This window comes from Tsukamurella pulmonis (genome assembly GCF_900103175.1).
In the GTDB taxonomy this organism is placed as follows: domain Bacteria; phylum Actinomycetota; class Actinomycetes; order Mycobacteriales; family Mycobacteriaceae; genus Tsukamurella; species Tsukamurella pulmonis.
The window spans coordinates 4,282,874-4,302,658 of record NZ_FNLF01000002.1 but is presented as its reverse complement, the minus strand read 5'-3'; the positions used below and the strand labels follow the sequence as shown (position 1 = coordinate 4,302,658).

Sequence of the window (19,785 nt, the reverse complement as noted above, 5' to 3'; positions counted from 1 at the left end):
TCGGAGCCCGCGGCATCGCGCCGCGGGTTCGTCCTGTGCATTCCGCGACCGTCGGCGTGCCGCCCGTGCTCCACCTCGATCCGAGAGAGGTCCGTCTGATGGTCGCCCCGCGGAACAGTCGCCACCTGCGTCGATGGGGGCTCGGGATCGCCCTGGGGGCGGGCATCGCCTGCGCACCGTTCGCGATCGCCGCGGCCTCCGCCGATCCCGGCACGGGCGCCGCGCAGCCCGGCGCCGCGATCCCCGTCGCGCACGCACAGTCGTCCGCGGGCGCACCCACTGTTGTGAAGCGCGTCGCCGCACCCGTTGTTGTGAAGCCCGCCGCCCGCGGGCCCGTCGCCGCCGAACGCGTCGCCGCCGCCCCCGGAACCGCGGTCGCCCAGACGCCTGCGCCCGCCGCCCGGCCGGCGCCCGCCGTCCGGCCGGCGCCTGCCACCCGGCCCGCCGCGATCCACCGCGCCGCGGCACCCGTCGCAGCGGTGCGGCCCGGCGTGCGCGTGGCCGAGGCCCGCCGCGCCGTCGCGCCCAAGCCCGCGCCCCGGGGCGGGACCCGCACCGACCGGCGCAGCGTCGTGGTGATCGGGGCCTCCGTCTCCTCGGGCAAGGCCGTCTCCGCGCCCGCCGCCTACCCGCGCCAGGTGGGCGCGATGTCCGGCCGCAACGTCTACGTCAGCGCCCGCGTGGGCGCCGGATACGCCGACGGTTCCATGGGCCGCCTCACGCGGGCGGCGGACCTGCCGGCGCGCAACCCGTCGCTGGTGGTGCTGCAGGCGGGCACCAACGACGTCGGTGCGTCGCCGACGGTGATCGCGGGCCAGGTCCGGCAGGTCGTCGGGACGGTGCGCCGACAGGCCCCGAACGCGAAGATCGCCGTGGTCACCGTCTTCCCGTCGATCCACCGCGGCACCGCGGCCCACGCCACGGATACGGCGATCATCGACGCCGCCCGCTCGGTGGACCCCGGCGTCGTCGTCATCTCGCCGCTCGACGAGGGCTGGACCTACCGCGCCGCGAGCGACGGGCACCCCGGCGCCGCGGCCCACGAGCGGCTCGCGGAGCGCATCGCAGGCATCGGCTGATCGCCGCACATCGACGTTTCCCCTGTTGCATCCGTGATGAAAGATCACGGAAGTTACTCATGTGACGAATGGTGTGTCAAGATGTCGGCATGAGCGTGTCGCGTTTCGGGGTATTGGCCGGAATCGGAGCCGTGGTGATCGCGTCGGTCGGGGCGGGCGCCGTCGCCGCCGAGCCCGCGTCCGCCCCGCGGGAGTCCGACGGCCGGCCCATCGTCGTGATCGGGGCCTCGATCTCGACGGGCTACGAGGTCGCCGGCGTCGTGGCCTACCCGCGGATGATCAGCGCCATCGAGCGCCGCTCGGTCTACCTCAGCGCCCGCAGCGGCGCGGGCTACGCCGACGGCTCCATCGCCGGGCTGACGCAGGCCGCGAAGCTGACTGAGCGCAACCCCGCACTCGTCGTGGTGCAGGCGGGCTCGAACGACGTGGGCGCGTCCACCTCCGCGATCGACACCCGCGCGCGACAGGTGATCACGACGGTGCGCCAGCAGGCGCCGAACGCCAGGATCGCGCTCATCACCGTCTTCCCGACGGTGCACGGCAGCGGCCCCGACGCCCGCGCCACCGAGGCCGCCATCGTGGGCGCCGCCCGCGCCGTCGATCCCTCGGTCTCCGTCATCTCCCCGCTCAGCGAGGGCTGGGTCTACGGATCGAGCAGTGACGGGCACCCCGACGCCGCGACCCACCAGAAGCTCGCCGAGCGCGTCGCGGCGCTCGCCGACGCCGCGGGGTAGAGCTGGGACCACCCCCGGAACGGGTGCGCGCGTCAGGGCGGAGGCCCCGCCCGCCGCATACGGTTCTCCCGTGAACCTCACCCGGCGGCGCACGGCCGCGACCCTGGCGGCCCTGATGGTCGTGCTCCCGGCGCCCGCCGTGGCCCACGCCGCCGTCGAGCTGCCGCTGTTCGGGCAGGGTGCGGCGCGCATGGTCGGGGCTGTGATGGCGGTCATGCATCTCCGAACGAGTTGAGCGGAACAGACTCAAGGTTCTGCGCGTTGAAGGACTCAGAAGGCATACTTGAGCGCAGATGGCTCAGGTTGCTTGAGAAGTGTTCGAGACGTCCAGGAGGAAGTACGTGGATTCGTTCCAGCCCACCACCAAGACGCAGGCCGCGCTGACCTCGGCCCTGCAGGCGGCGTCCGCCGCGGGGAACCCGGAGATCTCTCCGGCGCACCTGCTGGTGGCGCTGCTCGACCAGACCGACGGCATCGCCGCCCCGCTGCTCAAGGCGGTCGGCGTCGATCCCGTCACCGTGCGCAACCGTGCGCAGGAGAACGTGGACCGCAAGCCGAAGGCCAGCGGCTCCACCACCACGCCGCAGCTGAGCCGCGAGTCCATCGCGTCGATCAGTGAGGCGCAGAAGCTCGCCACCGAGATGGGCGATCAGTTCGTCTCGACCGAGCACGTGCTCTACGGGCTGTCGAAGGCCGGCGGCGAGGCCGCGCAGGTCCTCACCTCCGCGGGTGCGTCACCGGAGGCGATCCGCGAGGCCTTCACGGCCGTCCGCGGCAGCGCGAAGGTCACGTCGCAGGATCCCGAGGGCCAGTACCAGGCGCTCGAGAAGTACTCGACCGACCTCACCGCGCGGGCCCGCGAGGGCAAGCTCGACCCGGTCATCGGGCGCGACAACGAGATCCGTCGCGTCGTCCAGGTGCTGAGCCGTCGCACGAAGAACAACCCGGTGCTCATCGGCGAGCCCGGCGTCGGCAAGACGGCGATCGTGGAGGGCCTGGCCCAGCGCGTCGTCGACGGTGACGTGCCGGAGTCGTTGCGCGACAAGACCGTCGTCTCGCTCGACCTCGGCTCCATGGTCGCCGGCGCGAAGTACCGCGGCGAGTTCGAGGAGCGGCTCAAGGCCGTGCTCGACGAGATCAAGGCCAGCTCCGGGCAGATCATCACCTTCATCGACGAGTTGCACACCATCGTGGGCGCCGGCGCCACCGGCGATTCGGCGATGGACGCGGGCAACATGATCAAGCCGATGCTGGCGCGCGGCGAGCTGCGGCTCGTGGGCGCCACCACGCTCGACGAGTACCGCCAGTACATCGAGAAGGACGCCGCGCTCGAGCGCCGCTTCCAGCAGGTGCTGGTCGGCGAGCCGAGCGTGGAGGACACCGTCGGCATCCTGCGCGGCCTCAAGGAGCGCTACGAGGTGCACCACGGCGTGCGCATCACCGACTCCGCGCTGGTCGCCGCAGCGTCGCTGTCGGACCGCTACATCACCTCGCGCTTCCTGCCGGACAAGGCGATCGACCTCGTCGACGAGGCCGCCTCGCGCCTGCGGATGGAGATCGACTCGCGCCCCGAGGAGATCGACGCGGAGGAGCGGCTGGTCCGTCGCCTCGAGATCGAGGAGATGGCGCTGTCCAAGGAGTCCGACGACGCGTCGAAGGACCGCCTGGAGAAGCTGCGCGGCGAGCTCGCCGACCACAAGGAGAAGCTGGCCCAGCTCACCTCGCGCTGGCAGAACGAGAAGGGCGCCATCGATTCGGTGCGCTCGCTCAAGGAGCAGCTCGAGACGCTGAAGGGCGAGTCGGAGCGCGCCGAGCGCGACGGCGACCTCGGTAAGGCCGCGGAGCTGCGCTACGGGCAGATCCCCGCGCTGGAGAAGCAGCTCGACGAGGCCGTCGCCACGTCGGGTGCCGCCTCCGACGGCGAGGTCATGCTCAAGGAGGAGGTCGGCCCCGACGACGTGGCCGACGTGGTCTCCGCCTGGACCGGCGTCCCCGCCGGCCGCATGCTCGAGGGCGAGACGGCGAAGCTGCTGCGCATGGAGTCGGAGATCGGCAAGCGCGTCATCGGCCAGGAGGCCGCGGTCACCGCGGTCTCGGATGCGGTGCGCCGCACCCGCGCCGGCGTCGCGGACCCGAACCGGCCCACGGGCTCGTTCCTGTTCCTCGGCCCCACGGGCGTGGGTAAGACGGAGCTGGCGAAGGGCCTCGCGGAGTTCCTCTTCGACGACGAGCGCGCGATGGTGCGCATCGACATGTCCGAGTACGGCGAGAAGCACTCCGTCGCACGGCTCGTCGGCGCGCCTCCCGGGTACGTCGGCTACGAGGCCGGCGGCCAGCTGACCGAGGCCGTGCGGCGCCGCCCCTACACGGTGGTGCTGTTCGACGAGGTCGAGAAGGCGCACCCGGACGTCTTCGACGTGCTGCTGCAGGTGCTCGACGAGGGTCGCCTGACGGACGGTCAGGGCCGCACGGTGGACTTCCGCAACACCATCCTGATCCTCACGTCGAACCTCGGCGCGGGCGGCACGCCCGAGCAGGTGATGGCCGCGGTGCGCGCGAAGTTCAAGCCGGAGTTCATCAACCGGCTCGACGACGTGCTGATCTTCGATGCGCTGAGCTCGGACCAGCTGACCGGCATCGTCGACATCCAGCTCGACCAGCTGCGCAAGCGTCTGTCCCAGCGGCGGCTCGAGCTCGAGGTCTCCGACGAGGCCAAGGGCTGGCTCGCGGAGCGCGGTTTCGACCCGCTCTACGGCGCCCGGCCGCTGCGCCGCCTGGTGCAGCAGGCCATCGGCGACCAGCTCGCCAAGGCGCTGCTCGCGGGCGACGTCCGCGACGGCGACACGGTGAAGGTCACCCTCTCGCCCGACGGCGACCGGCTGATCATCGCCTAGTCCCACCCGACGAGAGCGGGCGCGACCACCACGGTCGCGCCCGCTTTCGTGTTTCTCACTCCGCGGTCAGCAGACCCTCGTGGAAGTCGGTGACCACCGCGTCGACGGTGCCGCGGGCGTCGTAGCGGTTCGTCCCGATCACGCCGGTGGCGCCGCGCTTGATCCAGCCGGAGGCGTACACGCCGGGCAGCGGCGCACCGTCGTCGCCCAGGACCCGCCCGTCGGCGTTGGGGATGACCCCGCCCGCCTCGTCGAAGGGCAGTCCGGGAACGGCGGTGCCGCGCAGGCCGATCGCCGCGAGCACCTGGCCGCAGTCGAGGCTCGACTCCGTGCCGTGGTCGTCGAAGGCGACGGACGCGCCGTCGTCGGTGGCGGTGATCGCCGTGGGCCGCGTGCCGAACCGCAGCACCACCCGGCGGCCTTCGGCCGGGCTCGTCCCGGCGAGGCCGCGCAGCAGCGCCAGCTTCTGCCGGACATAATGCGCCGCTTGCGGATCCGCGGGCTCGGCGTCGAGGTTCTCGAGGTCGGAGGGATCCACCACCACCGGCACCGCGCGGGCCAAGCCCACCAGCTCGGGCGCGGTGAAGGCGGCGTGGTCCGGTCCCCGTCGGGCGAGGACGACCACCTCCCGCACGTGCGAGGCGCGCAGGGCCTCGACGGCCTCGTCGGACATGTCCGTGCCGACGAAGACCTCGGGGTCGGCGGTGAGTACCCGCGCGACGTCGAGCGCGACGTTGCCGTTGCCCAGCACCACGACCCGCTCGTGGGACAGGTCGAAGCGGCGACCCGCGAGATCGGGATGGCCGTTGTACCAGGCCACGAAGTCGGCGGCGGCCGCGACGACCGGAAGGCCGCCGCCGGGCAGCGGCAGCGGCCGCCCGTGCAGCGCACCGACCGCGTAGATCACGGCGTGGTGCGTGCGGGCCAGCTCTTCGTGGGTGACGTCCTCGCCGACCGCCACCCCGAGGTGCACGCTGACGTCGTTGCGGCCCCGCGCGGCGGCGAACTGCTCCTGCACCTTCTTGGTGGACGCGTGGTCGGGGGCCACGCCGAAGCGCACCAGGCCGCCGGGTTCCGGCAGGCGCTCGTAGACGTCGATCTCGCACCGCACGTCGATGCGGTTCTGCAGTTCGCTCACCGCGTAGTGCCCCGCCGCGCCCGCGCCCACCACCGCGACCCGCAGCGTCTCGGCACCGTCGGGCGGGCGGCGCCGGCCGAGCTGCGGATCGGTGTAGGGGTGGTCCAGGTCGGCCGCCGAACCGACTGCCCGGTAGTAGTCGGCGTTGATCTCCTCGAAGGGCGCCATCTCCTCCGTGAGCTCGTAGTCCGTCGTGATCGCCGAGACCGGACAGGCGTCGATGCAGGCGCCGCAGTCGATGCACACGTCGGGATCGATGTAGAGCATCTCGGCGGTGGCGAAGCCGGGCTCCTCGGGCGTCGGGTGGATGCAGTCCACCGGGCACTCCGGCACGCACGAGGCGTCGTTGCAGCAGTTCTGGACGATCACGTGGGGCATGTCTCGATACTGTGCCGCCGACGGCGCGGGGGCAAGGGGCCCGCGCCGTGTGGATCAGGCCCGCTTCCTCCGCTCCCGGTGCCGCGACGTGTCAGGGTGGAGTCATGACGACCCTGACGCCGCACGTCGTGCGGACCGCTCGGCACACCACCTCCTACCTCGTCTCCGGCCCGGCCGACGGTCCGCTGCTGGTCTTCGTGCACGGCTGGCCCGAGCTGGGCCACACCTGGCGGCACCAGCTGCGGGCGCTCGGCGCCCTCGGCTTCCGGTGCGTCGCGCCGGACATGCGCGGCTACGGATCGTCGACGGTGCATCCCGAGAAGTCGGACTACCGGCGCGAGGAGGCCGTGACCGACATGCTGGAGCTGCTCGCCGGGCTCGGCCGGGAGAGTGCGATCTGGATCGGGCACGACTGGGGCGGGCCCGTGGTGTGGAACATCGCGACCCACCATCCCGAGGTCGTCGATGCCGTCGCCGCGCTCAACGTGCCGCACTTCCCGTCGGGCGGGCCGACGCCCTTCGACCTCATCGACCGCGACAAGTACCCCGCCGACGAGTACCCGTACGGCCAGTGGGACTACCAGGTGCACTACCTCAAGTCCTTCGACGAGGCCACCGCCCAGTTCGAGAGCGACCTGTCCGGCCTGGTCGCGGCGCTGTTCCGCAGCGGCGACCCGCGCCACCTCGAGGGCCCGGCGCCCACCGCGCTGGTCACCCGCAACGGCGGCTGGTTCGGCGGCGGCCCCGTTCCGCGGCTGCCGCTGGACCCGGCGGTGCTCACGCCCGAGGACCACGCCGTCTACGTCGCGGCCTTCGAGCGGAACGGCATGGCCGGCCCCAACTCCTGGTACGTCAACAGCCCCGCCGATGCCGAGTACGCGAAGACCGAGCTGAACGACGGCCGGATCGATGTGCCCGCGCTGTTCCTGCACGGCCGCTACGACGCGACGCTCGACACCGTGGGCACGCGCCTCGCCGAGCCCATGCGCGCGGCGTGCACCGACCTCACCGAGGTGATCGTCGACTCCGGGCACTGGATGGGGGAGGAGAAGCCCGCCGAGGTCAGCGCCGCGATCGCGGGCTGGATCGCCCGCAGCGTCCCCGCGTCCTACCCGGTTACGCTGGGGCTATGACCTCCGTCGCCGACGTCGCCGATGCCAAGTACGTCCTGCTGACCACCTTCCGCAAGGACGGCACCCCCGTCGCCACCCCGCTGTGGGCCGTCCGCGACGGCGCCGATCTCGTGGTGTGGACCGTCGCCGACTCCTGGAAGGTCAAGCGGCTGCGGCGCAACCCGTCGGTGCTGGTCCAGGCCTGCGACGCCCGCGGGAAGAAGACCACCGGCCCCGAGGTCGCCGGCACCGGCGAGATCGTCGACGGCGGCGAGGCCGGGTCGAAGATCGCGAAGAAGTACGGCGTGCTGGGCCGGCTCACCGTCACCGGGTCCAAGATCCGCCGCGGCGCGGGCGGCACCGTCGGGATCCGGGTGCGCGACGCCGCATGACGTCCGAAACCGCGCCGATTCTCGATCAGGATGGCGCATATCGATCCTGATCGAGAATCGGCCCGGTTTCGGTCAGCGCATACCGCGCCACTGCTCCACGACGGGCTGCAGGTAGCCGGCCAGCTCCGGCAGCTGCGGGACCAGGGCCAGCGCGGTGATCGCGCGCAGCATCCCGACGGCGTCCACGAACTCCAGCACGTCGGGGCGCAGGCCGCGGACACCGGCGGCGGCTGCGCCGCGGTCGTAGGCGGCCGCCAGCTCGGGCCCGAGCGTCGCCAGATCCCACTCGACGGGGCCGAGGGTGATCAGCTCGAAGTCCGCGTACCGCAGGCCGTCGACGCCGGTGAACATGTTGGCCGGCGGGCAGTCGCCGTGCACGGGCTGCAGCTCCACGCCCGGGAAGCGGGCCTCGAACGCGGCGCGGGAACGGACCGCCGGTGCGAGCCCGGCCCACTGCTCCCGAGCGCGGGCCACGTCCTCGGCGGGCAACAGGTCGGGGCGGCCGGCGAGGAGATCGAGATGCGCGTCGACGCCGTCCGGATCGGCCGTCGCGAGGAAGCCCAGTTCGCCCGGGTACTCGCGCAGCGCCGTGTGCAGGGCGGCGGTGCGTTCGGCGTTCGCCGCGTAGTCGGGCTCGGCGGCGGCCTCCTCGACGTACGCCCAGAAAGTCATCGAGAACCCGTCGCGCTGCACCGGCCGCGCCGGGACCAGCGGCGACGGCTCCAACACCGGCACCCCGCGTTCGGCGAGCCAGGCGGTCACCGCCAGCTCGTCGGACTGCCGGCGCGCGAGGGATGCGAGGGTCTCGGTCGCCGGCAGCACCGTCGGCATGCGGACCACGACGGGTGCCGGCTCCAGGCGCACCACCACGGAGAACAGGTCGTGCAGCACCGCCGCGTCGGTGACCTCGAGGCCCAGCTCCCGAGCTGCCGCGACAGCGGCGTCGACGGCGGAGGCGGTGCGGGCGGCGCGGGCGGCGTCGGTCATCTCGTTCACGCGGGCCATGATGTCCGATTCCTCGCGGGATGTCGAAGGAAATGCCGGGGCGCAGGACTCACGGCGCGACGGTGAGCAGACCGACCGCGGCGAGGGCCGCCGCCGCCAGGGCGAGCACCAGGTGCGCGAGCGGCGGGCGCAGCCGCAGCGTCGCGACGGCGGCGACGGCCACCACCAGGCACACGAGCGCCGCCGCGGGCCGCGCCTCGAGGGCGGCCCGCGCGACGATCGCGCAGGTCAGCACCAGCGCGACCGCGGTGCGCACGCGCGCGAGCCAGGTGCGCTCGGCCGCGAGCGTCGACGGTGCGGGCGTGCTCATGTCACCAGCAGCGAGACGGCCAGGACGATGCCGGCCAGCACGATCAGGGCGGACAGGACCAGCGTCGCGGGGGAGCCGCGCAGAGCGCGGCCGGTGCGCATCGAGCCCTCGACCCGGAGCCACCGGGCGAAGGCGTAGCCGGCCAGGGCGGCGGCGACGAGCAGTAGCAGCACGACGAGCGGCGTCCGCACCGGCGAGGGCACGACGTGCGGCGCGAAGGCCTCGAGGCCGACGGCCGCGGCGACCAGCCCGAGTGAGGTCCGGATCCATGCGAGGAAGGTCCGCTCGTTCGCCAAGGTGAACCGTGCGTCCGGCGCCTCACCATCGGTGAGGGCGCGCGGCGGCCAGAGTCGTCCCACGCCGACAACGCTAGCGGGGTGCATAGACATTCGCCCGCCGCATTCACAGGCCAGTCTCAGACACGGCGAATAGGTTCGCGCAGGATGCGCTGGACGGCGCGCAGGATGAAGTCGGAACGCACGCGAGGAGGTGGTCGCGGTGGGCGGAGGCGCTCGCGCCCGTGGCCCGTGGCCCGCGGTGATCCTGTGCCTGCTCGGTATCGGCGTCGTCGGTGCGGGCCTCGCGTATGCGCTGCACGTGTCCTCCGACCTGGGATCCCGCCGCATCCAGCCCGCGGCGCAGTCCGCCGGGGTCTCCGTGAGCGACCAGCGGTCCGTCGCGATCACCCCCGGTCGGGAGGTCATCGGCGCGGTCCTGTCCCTCGACGAGAAGGCGATCACGGTGCGCTCCGCGCCCGACGGCGGCACCGTCGTCCTGCGGACGGATACCGATACCCAGGTCACGACCACGCACGGCAATACGCTGTCCGATCTCGCGGTCGGCGACGTGGTCATCATCCAGGTGAGCACCGATGGGAAGTCGGCGCTCGCGATCTACGCCGGTCAGATCTCGGTCGCCGGTACGCCGTCCGTCGGGTGAATTCCCCGGTCGACGCGCTAGTGTAGGTGGCGATGTCGTACGTAGTGTTCCTGATCCTCGCGGTGGTCTGCGCGGCGCTGGCCGCCGCGCTCATCTGGTATGAGCGCAACCACTCGCCCGCCATGAACTCCGAGCGCGCCGATTGGGCCGCCGAGCGCGAGTTCGTCTACTCCGCGTCGGACCCGTCGCTGCACGACGAGTTCCACCGCGGCGGGATGGTCGTCGCCGGCGATCCCGCGATCGTCGACGTGGCCTTCGGCAGCTACTTCGGTGCCGCCGCCTACGTCTTCGACCTGGAGGGCGCCGCCACGATCGCGGCGGTGAGCCGGGGCGCCTCTTCGGGCGCACTGCTCGACCTGCGGCGCGAGGGCGCGCCGGCCCCCACCGAGCCCGGCATGGAGCCGCTCGGCGCCCTGGGCCCGCGGGTGCTCTACACCAACAACGCCGAGGTCGCGCGCCGCGTCGCCGACCGCCGGATGATCGGCTTCGCCGAGCAGGTGCCCGACTACATCGAGACGCTGTGGAACGAGGGCGAGTGGACGCTGGCGTCCATGACCGCCACCGGCGACCCCGATGACCTCGACGAGGCGCTCGAGGCCGTCCGCCGTTTCGGCGACCTGCTGCGCGTCCTCCCTCCCGAGGGCCACGCGCGCGTCGTCACGGCCGGCGGCCCCCGCGATCCGGGCCAGCCCGTGCCCGTCCGCTCCGGCAAGGAGTCCGGACGATGACCTCACCGCTCGGCGCCGTGCCGCTCGACTCCGTCGCGAAGGCCCGGCTGGCGGAGCTCGTCCGCGAGCTCGCCGTCGTGCACGGCAAGGTGACGCTCTCCAGCGGCATCGAGGCCGACTACTACGTCGACCTGCGGCGCGCGACGCTGCACCACGAGGCGGCGCCGCTGATCGGCGCGCTGCTGCGCGAGCTCACCGCCGACTGGGACTACGTCGCCGTCGGCGGCCTGACCCTCGGTGCCGATCCGGTCGCCACGGCGGTCATGCACGCGCCCGGCCGCCCCATCGACGCCTTCGTGGTCCGCAAGGCCGCCAAGGCGCACGGCATGCAGCGCCAGGTCGAGGGGCCCGACGTCGTGGGCAAGCGCGTGCTCGTCGTCGAGGACACGACCACCACCGGCAACTCGCCACTCACCGCCGTCCGCGCGCTGCGCGACGTCGGCGCCGAGGTCGTCGGCGTCGCCACCGTCGTCGATCGGGCCACCAGCGCGGCGGACGTGATCGCCGCCGAGGGGCTGGAGTACCGCTCGGTGCTCGGCCTCGCCGACCTGGGGCTGTGACGACCGAGCCCGGCCCCGACGACGGGCTCGGGCCGACCGAGTGGATCACGGGCGTGCCCGGACCGCACACCGTCGGGCTGGGGCCGTGGGCGCAGGAGCATCCCGGCGAGCCCGCCCCCACCGGCGCCCGCTACGACCCGGAACTGCTCGCCGAGGGCGACCGGCGCAACGTGGTCGACCCGTACCGGTACTGGACGCGGGAGGCGATCGTCGCCGATCTCGACGCCCGCCGCCATCCCTTCCACGTGGCCATCGAGAACCTCGGTCACGACGCCAACATCGGCACCGTCGTGCGCACCGCGAACGCCTTCGGGGCGCAGGCGGTGCACATCGTCGGGCGCAAGCGGTGGAACCGGCGCGGCGCCATGGTCACCGACCGCTACCAGCACCTGCACCACCACCCGGACACCGACGCGCTCGCCGCCTGGTGCGCCGAGCGCGACCTGCCCATCGTCGCCGTCGACAACCTGCCGGGCTCGGTGCCGCTGGAGCGCGCCGCACTGCCCCGACGGTGCCTGCTCCTGTTCGGGCAGGAGGGGCCGGGCGTCTCCGGCGACGCGCGGCACGTCGCGGGGTCGACGGTGTCGATCGCCCAGTTCGGCTCGACCCGCTCGATCAACGTGGGCGTGGCGGCCGGCATCGCGATGCACGCCTGGGTCCGCGAGCACGCGGACCTCGACACCGCCTGGTGACTGCCCGCTGACCTGCGGGGACGTGCACGTGTCGGCCACCCGTGATGTGATGTCACCATGAGTTCGGTCGAGTGGAATCAGCGCGCGGCCGCGGCGCAGGCCGCGGTCGTCGAGCGGCACCTCAAGCCCGTCTGGGGCATCCCCGGCACGCTGCTCGGCACGCCCGCCTACCCCGCGACGCGGCGCGAGGCCCTGTTCTTCAGCTGGAACTACTGGTGGCAGGCGCACCTGCTCGACGTGGCGGTGGACGCCTACGTCCGGGACGGCGCACCGTCCACGCGCAAGCTGGTGCTGCGCATCGCGCGCGGTCACCGGCTGCGCAACCTGCTGCGCGTGACCAATTCCTACTACGACGACATGGCCTGGATGGGGCTCGCGCTCGAGCGGGCGCAGCGGCACGCGGGGCTGAACGCGGACCGTCGGCTGCGGGTGCTGCGCGACGTGCTGTTCGACGCCTGGGTCCCCGAGGCCGGCGGCGGCATCACCTGGCGCACCAAGGGCCTGTTCCTCAACGCGCCCGCCAACGGCCCGGCCGGCATCTTCCTCGCTCGGATGGGCCGGTTCGAGCGGGCGGAGGAGACCTCGGACTGGCTCTACCGGCGGCTGCTCGACCTGGAGACCGGCCTCATCAACGACGGGGTCGACGGCGATTACGAGCATCCCGACGTCGGGAAGATCTACCCGGAGAAGTACTCCTACAACCAGGGCGTCACCATCGGGCTGGACACGGAGCTGTCCTCGGACCTCGCGCCCACGCACGCCGTGCGCGCCGCCGGCCTCATCGCCGCGGTCGCCGATCACATGACCGAGGGCGACGTGATCACCGGCGGCGACGGCGGCGACGGCGGCCTGTTCAACGGCATCCTCATCCGCTACCTCGCGCTCGCCGCCCGCGCGCTGCGCGGTCCGGGCGCCGAGGACGCCCGCTCGATGGCCTCGGACATCGTCTTCGCCTCCGCCGAGGCGGCGTGGCGCGGCGCCCGTGAGCTCGACGGGCGCGTGCTGTTCTCCGCGGACTGGACCCGCGACGCACGCATCCCCGGCACCGGTGACGCGCCCGCCTACTTCACCGGCGGCACCGTCCGCTCCAGCCAGACGCCCGAGCGCGACCTCTCCGTGCAGATCGGCGGCTGGATGGCCATGGAGGCCGCCGCCGCGCTGGCGCGGGGCTGAGGCCGTCGTGCGGGTCGTCCAGGTCGACGGTGCCGCCCTCGCGGTGGACGTCGTCGGCCCGGACGACGCCCCGGCGGTACTCCTCATCGCCGGCGGCGGCCAGTCGATGGACTGGTGGACGCCGGAGTTCTGCGCCCTGCTCGCCGCTGACGACCTGCGGGTGATCCGCTACGACCACCGGGACACCGGCGAATCCAGCGCCTCGCCGCCCGGTGCGCCGGACTACACCGGTGCCGACCTCGCCGCCGACCCGGTGCGGATCCTCGACGCCCTGGGCATCGACGCGGCGCACCTGGTCGGCATGTCCATGGGCGGCGGCATCGCGCAGGCGGTGGCGGTCGATGCGCCTTCGCGAGTGCGGACCCTGACGCTGATCGAGTCCAGTCCGGCGGGCGGCGAGCCGGGTCGCCCCCTGCCCGGCCCCGCACCGGCGGTGCGGGCGGGCTTCGCGGAGCCGCCGCCGGCGATCGACTGGTCGGACGAGGCCGCCGTCATCGACCACCGCGTGGCGATCGAGCGGCCCTACGTCGGGCCGAACGGTCTCGACGAGGATCGGACGCGGGCGATCGCGACGCGCGAGGTGCGTCGCACGCGGAACAGGGAAATCACTTCCTCGCCGAACCTGCGCCGCCCGTCGACCCCGCGGCCATCGCCGCCCCGACGCTGGTGATCCACAGCGCGGACGACCCGCTGTTCCCGCTCGCGCACGGCGAGGCCCTCGCGCGGATGATCCCCGGCGGGCGGTTGCTCGTGCTGCACGGACCGGGGCACGAGATCCCGCCACCGTCGACGTGGGACGCGGTGATCTCCGCGCTCCGCGCGCACGCCCTGCACGGGGGAGGGCTCGAGTAGGGCCCGCTACGGGGTGGGGCGGTCGCGCTCGCTCGCGAGGTACTCCGCTGCGGCGGTGGCCCATTCGATGTCGGTGCGGCTGTGCCGCAGGGCGTGGTCGATGGAGATCCGGTCGAACGCGGAGACGTTCTCGAGCTCGGGCAGCCCGTCGCGGACCGCGGTGAGGGCGGCGATGCGCTCCTGCGCATCGGCGATGACGGTCTCGAAGAACCGGTCCGCGACGGCGTCGTCGACCTCCGTGAGGAGGAAGGCCCGGAGGAGCTTGGTGTTGCGGGGCGGGGTGTCGATGACCGGGCGACTGATCCACTCCGTGAGGTCGGCGCGGCCGGCGTCGGTCGCGGAGTAGACCTTGCGCGAGCGCGGCCCAGTGTCGACGACCTCGATGAACCCGTCCTTCTCGAGCTTGCCCAGCTCGGTGTAGAGCTGGCTCTGCGTGGCCACCCAGAAGTTGCCGATCGACCGCTCGAACCGCCGCAGCAGGTCGTAGCCGCTGCCGGGCCGCTTGGAGAGCAGACCGAGCGCGGCGTAGCGGAGACTCATGGCCAGCAATCTAACATGTCATAATTGACATGTCAGAATAGGAAGGTAGTGTCACTCGCGAAGGGAGCCAGCTCGGGATCACCGACGACGGAGGGGCCTGATGGACTGGAGCGGTGTGTATTTCACCCGCATCGTGCGCGCGGCGCAGCGCGGCGACCAGCGCGCAGTCCGTGAGGTGCTGACGGTGATCCGCCCGCCGGTGGTGCGGTACTGCCGGGCCCGGGTGTCCGCGTCGGGTGGACGCGCGGACGAACTGGCGCGCGAGGTGTGCGGTGCGGTACTGGCGTCACTGCCCGGGTACCGGCTGCGAGATCAGCACTTCGCAACCTTCGTGTACCGCATCGCGGCCGACGCCGCGACGCGGTCGGGCGGGCGGGCCGGGGCGATCGGGGGATCGCCCGTCGACGGCCTGCCCGCCCGTCACCGCGAGATCCTCATCCTGCGCGTGGTCGTCGGCCTGTCCGCGGAGGAGGCGGGGGCCGTGCTCGGCTGCACGGCAGCCGCGATCCGGCTCGGTCAGCATCAGGCGCTCTCGGAGCTGCGTGCGCGCGTCGAGCAGCGAGGCGGGTGCGCTCGGTAACGGCGGTCGTGCGACGCACCCTTGCGCCGGCGCGCTCGGCCTCGTCTCTCGCCGGCCCTAACGGACCTCGCCGGTGCTAGCGGCCCTCGCCGGCGGTGGCCGGGCCGGCGGCGGTGCCGACGACGGGGTCGACGGCGGTGCTGCGGTGCACGGGGCACCCCGGGGCGAAGGTGCCCAGAGCTTCGGTGCGGAATCCGTTCGGGTAGCTGCGGATCCGGTGGTTGTTCCGCACCAGCGCGGGCGTGCGCCGCGACGGCAGGGCGGCGAGGAGGCGGGCGCGCAGCTTCATCGCACCGACGGAGAGCCGGCGCACGACGGGCCCCGGATCGTCGTAGTGGAAGGCGGCGAGCAGCGGCGGGTCCATGAGCGCCCGGCTGAAGACGCCGATCGCCGGGCGAACGGGCGCGAAGTAGAAGCTCTTGAGCAGGTCGAGGGTGGAGTCGGCGACGCGGCGGGCACCCTCGTCGAAGGCGAAGTGCTCGGCCTCGTAGCGGTCCATGTAGTCGGCGAACGCGTCGTAGTCGGCGGGGATGTCCGGGATCGCCATGTGCTTGCCCAGGGCCTGGTAGTAGCGGACCGTCGCGAGCTGCTCCGCCTCGGTGAGGTCGCGCCAGCCGTAGTCCGCGATCCAGCGGATCGGGACCACGACGAAGGTGCACAGCACGTACCGCATGTCGTCGTCGGAGATGTCGTACATCTTGTGCATCTGGTTGATCCGCCGGACGGCCGCCCTGCCCTCGGGGCTGGCGAAGCCCTTGAGCAGCGGCACCTCCAGCAGGAGCGCCGTGTCGTCGTAGCGCTTCTGCACGCGCTCGGTGAACTCGCCCGTGTCCGCCAGGAGGCGGCCGATGCTGGGCACGGCGTACGTGCGGAACAGCGCGAAGCTCAGCGCCTGGGTGATGTCCCACGGGAAGTCGTACGTCCCGAGGTTCCGCGAGATCTCGACGTAGTCGGTCTCCGGGTTCAGGCCGCGGTTGCGGTCGATCTTCTGCATGCCGTCTCCTCGGTGGGGTGAATCTCACTGTAAGTCGACTTATGCAGATGTGCAAGGGGTCACATGCAGGGGCTCGCCGGTGTTCCGGAACGACTCTGCGAGCGTCCGTTACCAATCATTGGTACCTTGCACTCATGGCGACGAACACGTCGATCAGCCTCGACGACCACATGACGGAGTTCCTCGCGCGCGAGGTCGCGACGGGCCGGTACCGGTCAGCGAGCGAAGTGGTGCGTGCCGGGCTCCGCATGCTCGAGGACCACGAGACCCGGATGGCGACACTTCGCGGCGCCCTCATCGAGGGCGAGGAGGGCGGAACGCCGGAGGCCTTCGACTTCGACGAATTCATCGCCGCCAAGAAGTCGTGACCGGCTATCGGCTCACTCCTGCCGCACGACGCGACCTCTCATCGATCTGGGACTACACGGAGGAGCGCTGGGGCGTCCGCCAGGCGGAGACTTACCTGGTCGAGATCCGCGCCGCGATCGAACGGATCGCTGAGGACCCCGATCGGGGTCGCGCATGTGACGACGTCCGCGAAGGTTACCGACGGTACGCCATGGGGAGCGATCTGATCTTCTACCGACCCCGCATCGACGGCGTGGACGTCGTCCGCGTCCTGCATCAGCGGATGGACCCCACGCGGCACCTCTGACGGGACTCAGGCCTCGGTCAGGGCACCGTCGGCCATGCGCCAGCGGCGCGTCGCGCGGACGGTGTCGAGCATCCGGCGGTCGTGCGTGACCAGGATGACGGTGCCGTCGAAGGACTCGACGGCCTGCTCGAGCTGCTCGATCGCGGGCAGATCGAGATGGTTCGTGGGCTCGTCGAGCACGAGCAGGTTCACCCCGCGGGCCTGCAGCAGCGCCAGCGCGGCGCGCGTGCGCTCGCCGGGGGAGAGCGACGAGGCGGGCCGCAGCACGGCGTCCCCGCGCAGTCCGAACTTCGCGAGCAGCGTCCGCACGTCGGCCGGCGGCGTGTCCGGCACCTCCGCGCAGAACGCGTCGAGCAGCGGACCGTCGGCGAGGAAGCGCCCGCGGGCCTGATCGACTTCGCCGATCTCGACCCCGGAGCCGAGCGCGACCGAGCCCGCGGACGGGGTGAGTCGTCCCAGCAACAACCCGAGGAGGGTGGACTTGCCGGCCCCGTTCGGGCCCGTGAGCAGGATCCGGTCGCCGTACTCGACGCTCACGGTCACCGGCCCGACGGTGAGCCCGGGGTACGCGACGGTGGCGCCCGTCGCCGTCACGACGACGGTGCCGCTGCGCGGGGCCGCGGCGATCGCCATCCGCAGTTCCCACTCCTTGCGCGGCTCGGCGACCACCTCGAGCCGCTCGATGGCCCGCTCGGTCTGCCGCGCCTTCGACGCCTGCTTCTCCGTCGACTCGAGCCGCGCCTTGCGGCCCGCCTTGTCGGGATCGGACCCGTTCTTCATCTTCCGGCGCGCGTTGCGCACGCCGTGCTCCATCCAGTTGCGCTGCATCTGCGCGCGGTCCTGCAGGTCGGAGAGCTTTCCGGCGTACTGCTCGTACTCCTCGCGGGCGTGCCGGCGCGCGACGTCCCGCTCCACGAGGTAGGCCTCGTAGCCGCCGCCGTAGACGCCGATCTGCTGCTGCGCGAGGTCGAGCTCGACGACGACGGTCACCGTCCGGGCGAGGAACTCGCGGTCGTGCGAGACCACGACGATCGCGGTCGGGGCGTCGGCGACGAAGCGCTCGAGCAGCTCCAGGCCGGCCAGGTCGAGGTCGTTGGTGGGCTCGTCGAGCAGCAGCACGTCGTAGCGCGAGGCCAGCACCGCCGCGAGGCCAGCACCGCCGCGAGGCCGGCGCGGGCGGCCTGCCCGCCGGAGAGTCCCGTCATCTCCGCGGCACCGTCGGGCAGCCCGACCTCCGCGAGGATGCTCTCGAGGCGCTGCTCGAGATCGGCGCCGCCGAGCGCGAGCCAGCGGTCGAGCGCGGGCGTGTAGTGGTCCTCGCCGGGATCGGTGGCCAGCGCCTCGGCGGCAGCGTCCATCGCGGCCTGCGCCGCCGCGACGCCGGTGCGCCGCGCGACGAACTGCGCCACGGTCTCGCCGGGCCGGCGCTCGTGCTCCTGCGCCAGGTAGCCCACCTCGGCGTCGGCGGGGGAGAGCTCGACGGTGCCGGTGACCTCGGGCCCGCCGTCGGCGCGGAGCCCGGCCAGGAGGGTCAGCAGCGTCGACTTGCCGGCCCCGTTGGCGCCCACCAGCCCCACCACGTCGCCCGGCGCGATCACCAGGTCGAGCCCGGAGAACAGGGTGCGGTCGGCGTAGGCGACGGACAGGTCGCGGGTCTGCAGGACGGTCACGTCAGTCTTCGAGGTCGACGGAGACGTTCGGTTTGGACATCTCGCGGCGGTAGCCGACGATCCCGACGATCGTGCCCACGACGAGCATGACGATCATGCCGCGCAGCGCCCAGTCCAGGACCCACTTGTAGTCCTCCAGCGCCGACGAGGCGTAGTACCCCACGAGCAGGAGGAACGGCGCCCAGATCAGCGAGCCGAGCACCGAGGCGAGGGTGAACTTCCGCTTGTCCATGCCGACCGCGCCCGCGACCAGCGGGCACAGCGTGCGCACCCACGGGATCCAGCGGGCGATGAGCACGGAGAAGAAGCCGTGCTTGTCCATCAGCTCCTTGACCCGGTGCAGGTTGTGCGCGTTGAGGTAGCGGCCGTCCTTCTTGGCGAGCACGTGATCGCCCATCTTCGCGCCGATCCCGTAGCCCACGTGGTTGCCGGCGATCGCAGCGAGGAAAGCGGCGAAGGCCAGCCCCCACACCGAGGCGGCGGAGTGGCCGGTGGTGGCCATCGCCAGCCCCGCGGTGAGCAGCAGTGAATCGCCGGGCAGGAACAGCCCGATGATGAAGGCGCACTCGCAGAAGACGAATCCGGCCACGACGAGCCAGATCATCACCGGCCCGGCGCTCTGGACGAATTCGAGCACGGGCGGGCCTACGCGCCGGTGTCGGCGCCGGTGTCGGCGGCGGCCTCGCGCCGCCCCGCGAGGTACTTCTTCACCACGCCCCACACGATGGGTAGCACCGAGACGAGCACGATGCCGATGAAGATCTTGTCGATGTTGTCGCGGACCCAGTCGATCTTGCCGAGCCAGACGCCCAGCAGGATGATGCCGTCGGCCCAGATCACGGCGCCGATGGCGTTCCACACGATGAACTTGATGTAGTTCATCTTGGCCGCGCCGGCGGCGATGGGGGCGAAGGTGCGCACGAAGGGCACGAAACGGGCGAGGATCAGCGTCGCGGGACCGTACTTCTCGAAGAACTCATGGGACTCGTCGAGGTACTTGGTCTTGAGGAAACGCGCGTCGGGCGAGAAGAACTTCTCCCCGCCGAACCGGCCGATGACGTACCCGACCTGCGATCCGAGGATCGCGGCGATGGGCGTGGCGATCAGGAGGACGGGCAGCGACATCGCCGAGCCGGTGTAGGTGGCTTCGCCGACCGCTGCGCCCGTTCCGGCGGCGGTCAGCAGCCCGGCGACGAACAGCAGCGAGTCACCGGGGAGGACGGGGAACAGCACTCCGGATTCGATGAACACCACCAGCAGCAGGCCCACCAGGGCGATGCCGCCGAAGGCGTTGAGGACGGCGACCGGGTCGGTGATGTCCTTGAGGGCGAACGCCTGCATGGTGGTCGAGGCGGCCAGA

General features: G+C 72.4%; 24 protein-coding genes and 1 pseudogene. 16 read left to right on the top strand and 9 right to left on the bottom strand.

All coding sequences use genetic code 11. From position 1 onward, the window contains the following. Positions 1-35: 35 nt before the first annotated feature. The 4 genes from BLQ62_RS21290 (at position 36) to clpB (ending at position 4,707) form a co-directional block, all read left to right on the top strand. Positions 36-1,079, top strand: a complete 1,044-nt coding sequence (locus BLQ62_RS21290; RefSeq protein ID WP_068564130.1) for an SGNH/GDSL hydrolase family protein — start codon at positions 36-38, stop codon at positions 1,077-1,079. Between the two features lie 89 nt (positions 1,080-1,168). Beyond that, a complete protein-coding gene (locus BLQ62_RS21285; RefSeq protein ID WP_160126295.1) occupies positions 1,169-1,813 on the top strand; it encodes an SGNH/GDSL hydrolase family protein in 645 nt (214 codons plus the stop codon). Between the two features lie 70 nt (positions 1,814-1,883). Further along, positions 1,884-2,048, top strand: a complete 165-nt coding sequence (locus BLQ62_RS23940; protein ID WP_156483174.1) for a hypothetical protein — start codon at positions 1,884-1,886, stop codon at positions 2,046-2,048. Positions 2,049-2,154: 106 nt separating this feature from the next. Beyond that, entirely contained in the window at positions 2,155-4,707 is a 2,553-nt protein-coding gene (gene clpB / locus BLQ62_RS21280) for an ATP-dependent chaperone ClpB (RefSeq protein WP_068564134.1), read from the top strand. Between the two features lie 55 nt (positions 4,708-4,762). Here clpB and BLQ62_RS21275 read toward each other — a convergent pair whose 3' ends face one another. Next, the gene (locus tag BLQ62_RS21275; protein ID WP_068564135.1) at positions 4,763-6,223 is read right to left on the bottom strand and encodes an FAD-dependent oxidoreductase; all 1,461 of its coding nucleotides are present in this window, start codon (positions 6,221-6,223) and stop codon (positions 4,763-4,765) included. 104 nt (positions 6,224-6,327) lie between these two features. Here BLQ62_RS21275 and BLQ62_RS21270 point away from each other — a divergent pair, with 104 nt between their 5' ends. Together BLQ62_RS21270 and BLQ62_RS21265 are read left to right on the top strand one after the other, a co-directional pair. Beyond that, positions 6,328-7,356 (top strand): alpha/beta fold hydrolase, encoded by a 1,029-nt coding sequence (locus BLQ62_RS21270; RefSeq protein ID WP_068564137.1) that lies wholly within the window; start codon positions 6,328-6,330, stop codon positions 7,354-7,356. Beyond that, positions 7,353-7,727 (top strand): PPOX class F420-dependent oxidoreductase, encoded by a 375-nt coding sequence (locus BLQ62_RS21265; protein WP_068531169.1) that lies wholly within the window; start codon positions 7,353-7,355, stop codon positions 7,725-7,727. Before BLQ62_RS21270 ends, BLQ62_RS21265 begins: the two co-directional genes overlap by 4 nt. Positions 7,728-7,799: 72 nt before the next feature. On the opposite strand, the gene BLQ62_RS21260 is transcribed toward BLQ62_RS21265, so the two are convergent. The 3 genes from BLQ62_RS21260 to BLQ62_RS21250 form a co-directional block, all read right to left on the bottom strand. Continuing rightward, positions 7,800-8,714, bottom strand: coding sequence for an aminoglycoside phosphotransferase/kinase family protein (locus BLQ62_RS21260; RefSeq protein WP_068531426.1), 915 nt, complete (start codon positions 8,712-8,714; stop codon positions 7,800-7,802). A 67-nt stretch (positions 8,715-8,781) separates the two neighbouring features. After that, positions 8,782-9,042: a DUF202 domain-containing protein gene (locus BLQ62_RS21255; protein WP_068531171.1), complete on the bottom strand. Its 261-nt coding sequence runs from the start codon at positions 9,040-9,042 to the stop codon at positions 8,782-8,784. After that, positions 9,039-9,425 (bottom strand): YidH family protein, encoded by a 387-nt coding sequence (locus BLQ62_RS21250; protein ID WP_068531174.1) that lies wholly within the window; start codon positions 9,423-9,425, stop codon positions 9,039-9,041. The genes BLQ62_RS21255 and BLQ62_RS21250 overlap by 4 nt, the downstream gene beginning before the upstream one ends. Positions 9,426-9,540: 115 nt before the next feature. On the opposite strand from BLQ62_RS21250, the gene BLQ62_RS21245 reads away from it, so the two are divergent. Genes BLQ62_RS21245 through BLQ62_RS24250 form a run of 7 tightly spaced genes read left to right on the top strand, consistent with a single transcriptional unit; the run spans position 9,541 to position 13,986 of the window. Next, complete coding sequence (locus BLQ62_RS21245; protein WP_133298735.1) at positions 9,541-9,981, top strand: hypothetical protein; 441 nt, start codon at positions 9,541-9,543, stop codon at positions 9,979-9,981. Between the two features lie 32 nt (positions 9,982-10,013). Beyond that, complete coding sequence (locus tag BLQ62_RS21240; RefSeq protein ID WP_133298736.1) at positions 10,014-10,709, top strand: type III secretion system chaperone family protein; 696 nt, start codon at positions 10,014-10,016, stop codon at positions 10,707-10,709. Continuing rightward, positions 10,706-11,269, top strand: a complete 564-nt coding sequence (gene pyrE / locus BLQ62_RS21235; protein ID WP_068531183.1) for an orotate phosphoribosyltransferase — start codon at positions 10,706-10,708, stop codon at positions 11,267-11,269. The genes BLQ62_RS21240 and pyrE overlap by 4 nt, the downstream gene beginning before the upstream one ends. Continuing rightward, the gene (locus BLQ62_RS21230) at positions 11,266-11,961 is read left to right on the top strand and encodes a TrmH family RNA methyltransferase (protein WP_068531186.1); all 696 of its coding nucleotides are present in this window, start codon (positions 11,266-11,268) and stop codon (positions 11,959-11,961) included. The genes pyrE and BLQ62_RS21230 overlap by 4 nt, the downstream gene beginning before the upstream one ends. A gap of 57 nt (positions 11,962-12,018) precedes the next feature. Further along, positions 12,019-13,134 (top strand): glycoside hydrolase family 76 protein, encoded by a 1,116-nt coding sequence (locus BLQ62_RS21225; protein WP_068564141.1) that lies wholly within the window; start codon positions 12,019-12,021, stop codon positions 13,132-13,134. Between the two features lie 7 nt (positions 13,135-13,141). Continuing rightward, on the top strand, positions 13,142-13,804 hold the full coding sequence (locus BLQ62_RS21220; RefSeq protein ID WP_231857528.1) for an alpha/beta fold hydrolase: 663 nt from the start codon (positions 13,142-13,144) through the stop codon (positions 13,802-13,804). Beyond that, the gene (locus tag BLQ62_RS24250) at positions 13,801-13,986 is read left to right on the top strand and encodes an alpha/beta fold hydrolase (protein WP_231857529.1); all 186 of its coding nucleotides are present in this window, start codon (positions 13,801-13,803) and stop codon (positions 13,984-13,986) included. Before BLQ62_RS21220 ends, BLQ62_RS24250 begins: the two co-directional genes overlap by 4 nt. Before the next feature lie 6 nt (positions 13,987-13,992). On the opposite strand, the gene BLQ62_RS21215 is transcribed toward BLQ62_RS24250, so the two are convergent. Continuing rightward, complete coding sequence (locus tag BLQ62_RS21215) at positions 13,993-14,526, bottom strand: PadR family transcriptional regulator (RefSeq protein ID WP_068564143.1); 534 nt, start codon at positions 14,524-14,526, stop codon at positions 13,993-13,995. Between the two features lie 100 nt (positions 14,527-14,626). Here BLQ62_RS21215 and BLQ62_RS21210 point away from each other — a divergent pair, with 100 nt between their 5' ends. Further along, positions 14,627-15,106, top strand: coding sequence for a sigma factor-like helix-turn-helix DNA-binding protein (locus tag BLQ62_RS21210; RefSeq protein ID WP_068564145.1), 480 nt, complete (start codon positions 14,627-14,629; stop codon positions 15,104-15,106). 76 nt (positions 15,107-15,182) lie between these two features. On the opposite strand, the gene BLQ62_RS21205 is transcribed toward BLQ62_RS21210, so the two are convergent. Beyond that, a complete protein-coding gene (locus BLQ62_RS21205; RefSeq protein WP_068564147.1) occupies positions 15,183-16,100 on the bottom strand; it encodes an oxygenase MpaB family protein in 918 nt (305 codons plus the stop codon). 134 nt (positions 16,101-16,234) lie between these two features. On the opposite strand from BLQ62_RS21205, the gene BLQ62_RS21200 reads away from it, so the two are divergent. Further along, a complete protein-coding gene (locus BLQ62_RS21200) occupies positions 16,235-16,468 on the top strand; it encodes a type II toxin-antitoxin system ParD family antitoxin (RefSeq protein ID WP_068564149.1) in 234 nt (77 codons plus the stop codon). Then, positions 16,465-16,755, top strand: coding sequence for a type II toxin-antitoxin system RelE/ParE family toxin (locus BLQ62_RS21195; RefSeq protein ID WP_068564151.1), 291 nt, complete (start codon positions 16,465-16,467; stop codon positions 16,753-16,755). The genes BLQ62_RS21200 and BLQ62_RS21195 overlap by 4 nt, the downstream gene beginning before the upstream one ends. Positions 16,756-16,761: 6 nt before the next feature. Here BLQ62_RS21195 and BLQ62_RS21190 read toward each other — a convergent pair. From BLQ62_RS21190 to BLQ62_RS21180, 3 genes and pseudogenes are all read right to left on the bottom strand, one after another. Next, positions 16,762-18,425, bottom strand: a pseudogene (locus BLQ62_RS21190) (ABC-F family ATP-binding cassette domain-containing protein). 1 nt (position 18,426) lies between these two features. Continuing rightward, on the bottom strand, positions 18,427-19,062 hold the full coding sequence (locus BLQ62_RS21185) for a DedA family protein (protein ID WP_170842927.1): 636 nt from the start codon (positions 19,060-19,062) through the stop codon (positions 18,427-18,429). An 8-nt stretch (positions 19,063-19,070) separates the two neighbouring features. Then, entirely contained in the window at positions 19,071-19,766 is a 696-nt protein-coding gene (locus tag BLQ62_RS21180; protein ID WP_068564665.1) for a DedA family protein, read from the bottom strand. Between the last annotated feature and the right edge of the window lie 19 nt (positions 19,767-19,785).

Excerpts from the sequence above, each read along its gene's own strand:
- BLQ62_RS21240 (WP_133298736.1), top strand. The coding sequence starts at position 10,014 with ATGTCGTACGTAGTGTTCCTGATCCTCGCGGTGGTCTGCGCGGCGCTG.
- BLQ62_RS21260 (WP_068531426.1), bottom strand. The coding sequence starts at position 8,714 with ATGACCGACGCCGCCCGCGCCGCCCGCACCGCCTCCGCCGTCGACGCC.
- BLQ62_RS21270 (WP_068564137.1), top strand. The coding sequence starts at position 6,328 with ATGACGACCCTGACGCCGCACGTCGTGCGGACCGCTCGGCACACCACC.
- BLQ62_RS21250 (WP_068531174.1), bottom strand. The coding sequence starts at position 9,425 with ATGCACCCCGCTAGCGTTGTCGGCGTGGGACGACTCTGGCCGCCGCGC.
- pyrE (WP_068531183.1), top strand. The coding sequence starts at position 10,706 with ATGACCTCACCGCTCGGCGCCGTGCCGCTCGACTCCGTCGCGAAGGCC.
- BLQ62_RS21265 (WP_068531169.1), top strand. The coding sequence starts at position 7,353 with ATGACCTCCGTCGCCGACGTCGCCGATGCCAAGTACGTCCTGCTGACC.
- BLQ62_RS21275 (WP_068564135.1), bottom strand. The coding sequence starts at position 6,223 with ATGCCCCACGTGATCGTCCAGAACTGCTGCAACGACGCCTCGTGCGTG.
- BLQ62_RS21225 (WP_068564141.1), top strand. The coding sequence starts at position 12,019 with ATGAGTTCGGTCGAGTGGAATCAGCGCGCGGCCGCGGCGCAGGCCGCG.
- BLQ62_RS21285 (WP_160126295.1), top strand. The coding sequence starts at position 1,169 with ATGAGCGTGTCGCGTTTCGGGGTATTGGCCGGAATCGGAGCCGTGGTG.
- BLQ62_RS21205 (WP_068564147.1), bottom strand. The coding sequence starts at position 16,100 with ATGCAGAAGATCGACCGCAACCGCGGCCTGAACCCGGAGACCGACTAC.
- BLQ62_RS21200 (WP_068564149.1), top strand. The coding sequence starts at position 16,235 with ATGGCGACGAACACGTCGATCAGCCTCGACGACCACATGACGGAGTTC.
- BLQ62_RS21215 (WP_068564143.1), bottom strand. The coding sequence starts at position 14,526 with ATGAGTCTCCGCTACGCCGCGCTCGGTCTGCTCTCCAAGCGGCCCGGC.
- BLQ62_RS21180 (WP_068564665.1), bottom strand. The coding sequence starts at position 19,766 with ATGCAGGCGTTCGCCCTCAAGGACATCACCGACCCGGTCGCCGTCCTC.
- BLQ62_RS21255 (WP_068531171.1), bottom strand. The coding sequence starts at position 9,042 with ATGAGCACGCCCGCACCGTCGACGCTCGCGGCCGAGCGCACCTGGCTC.
- BLQ62_RS21210 (WP_068564145.1), top strand. The coding sequence starts at position 14,627 with ATGGACTGGAGCGGTGTGTATTTCACCCGCATCGTGCGCGCGGCGCAG.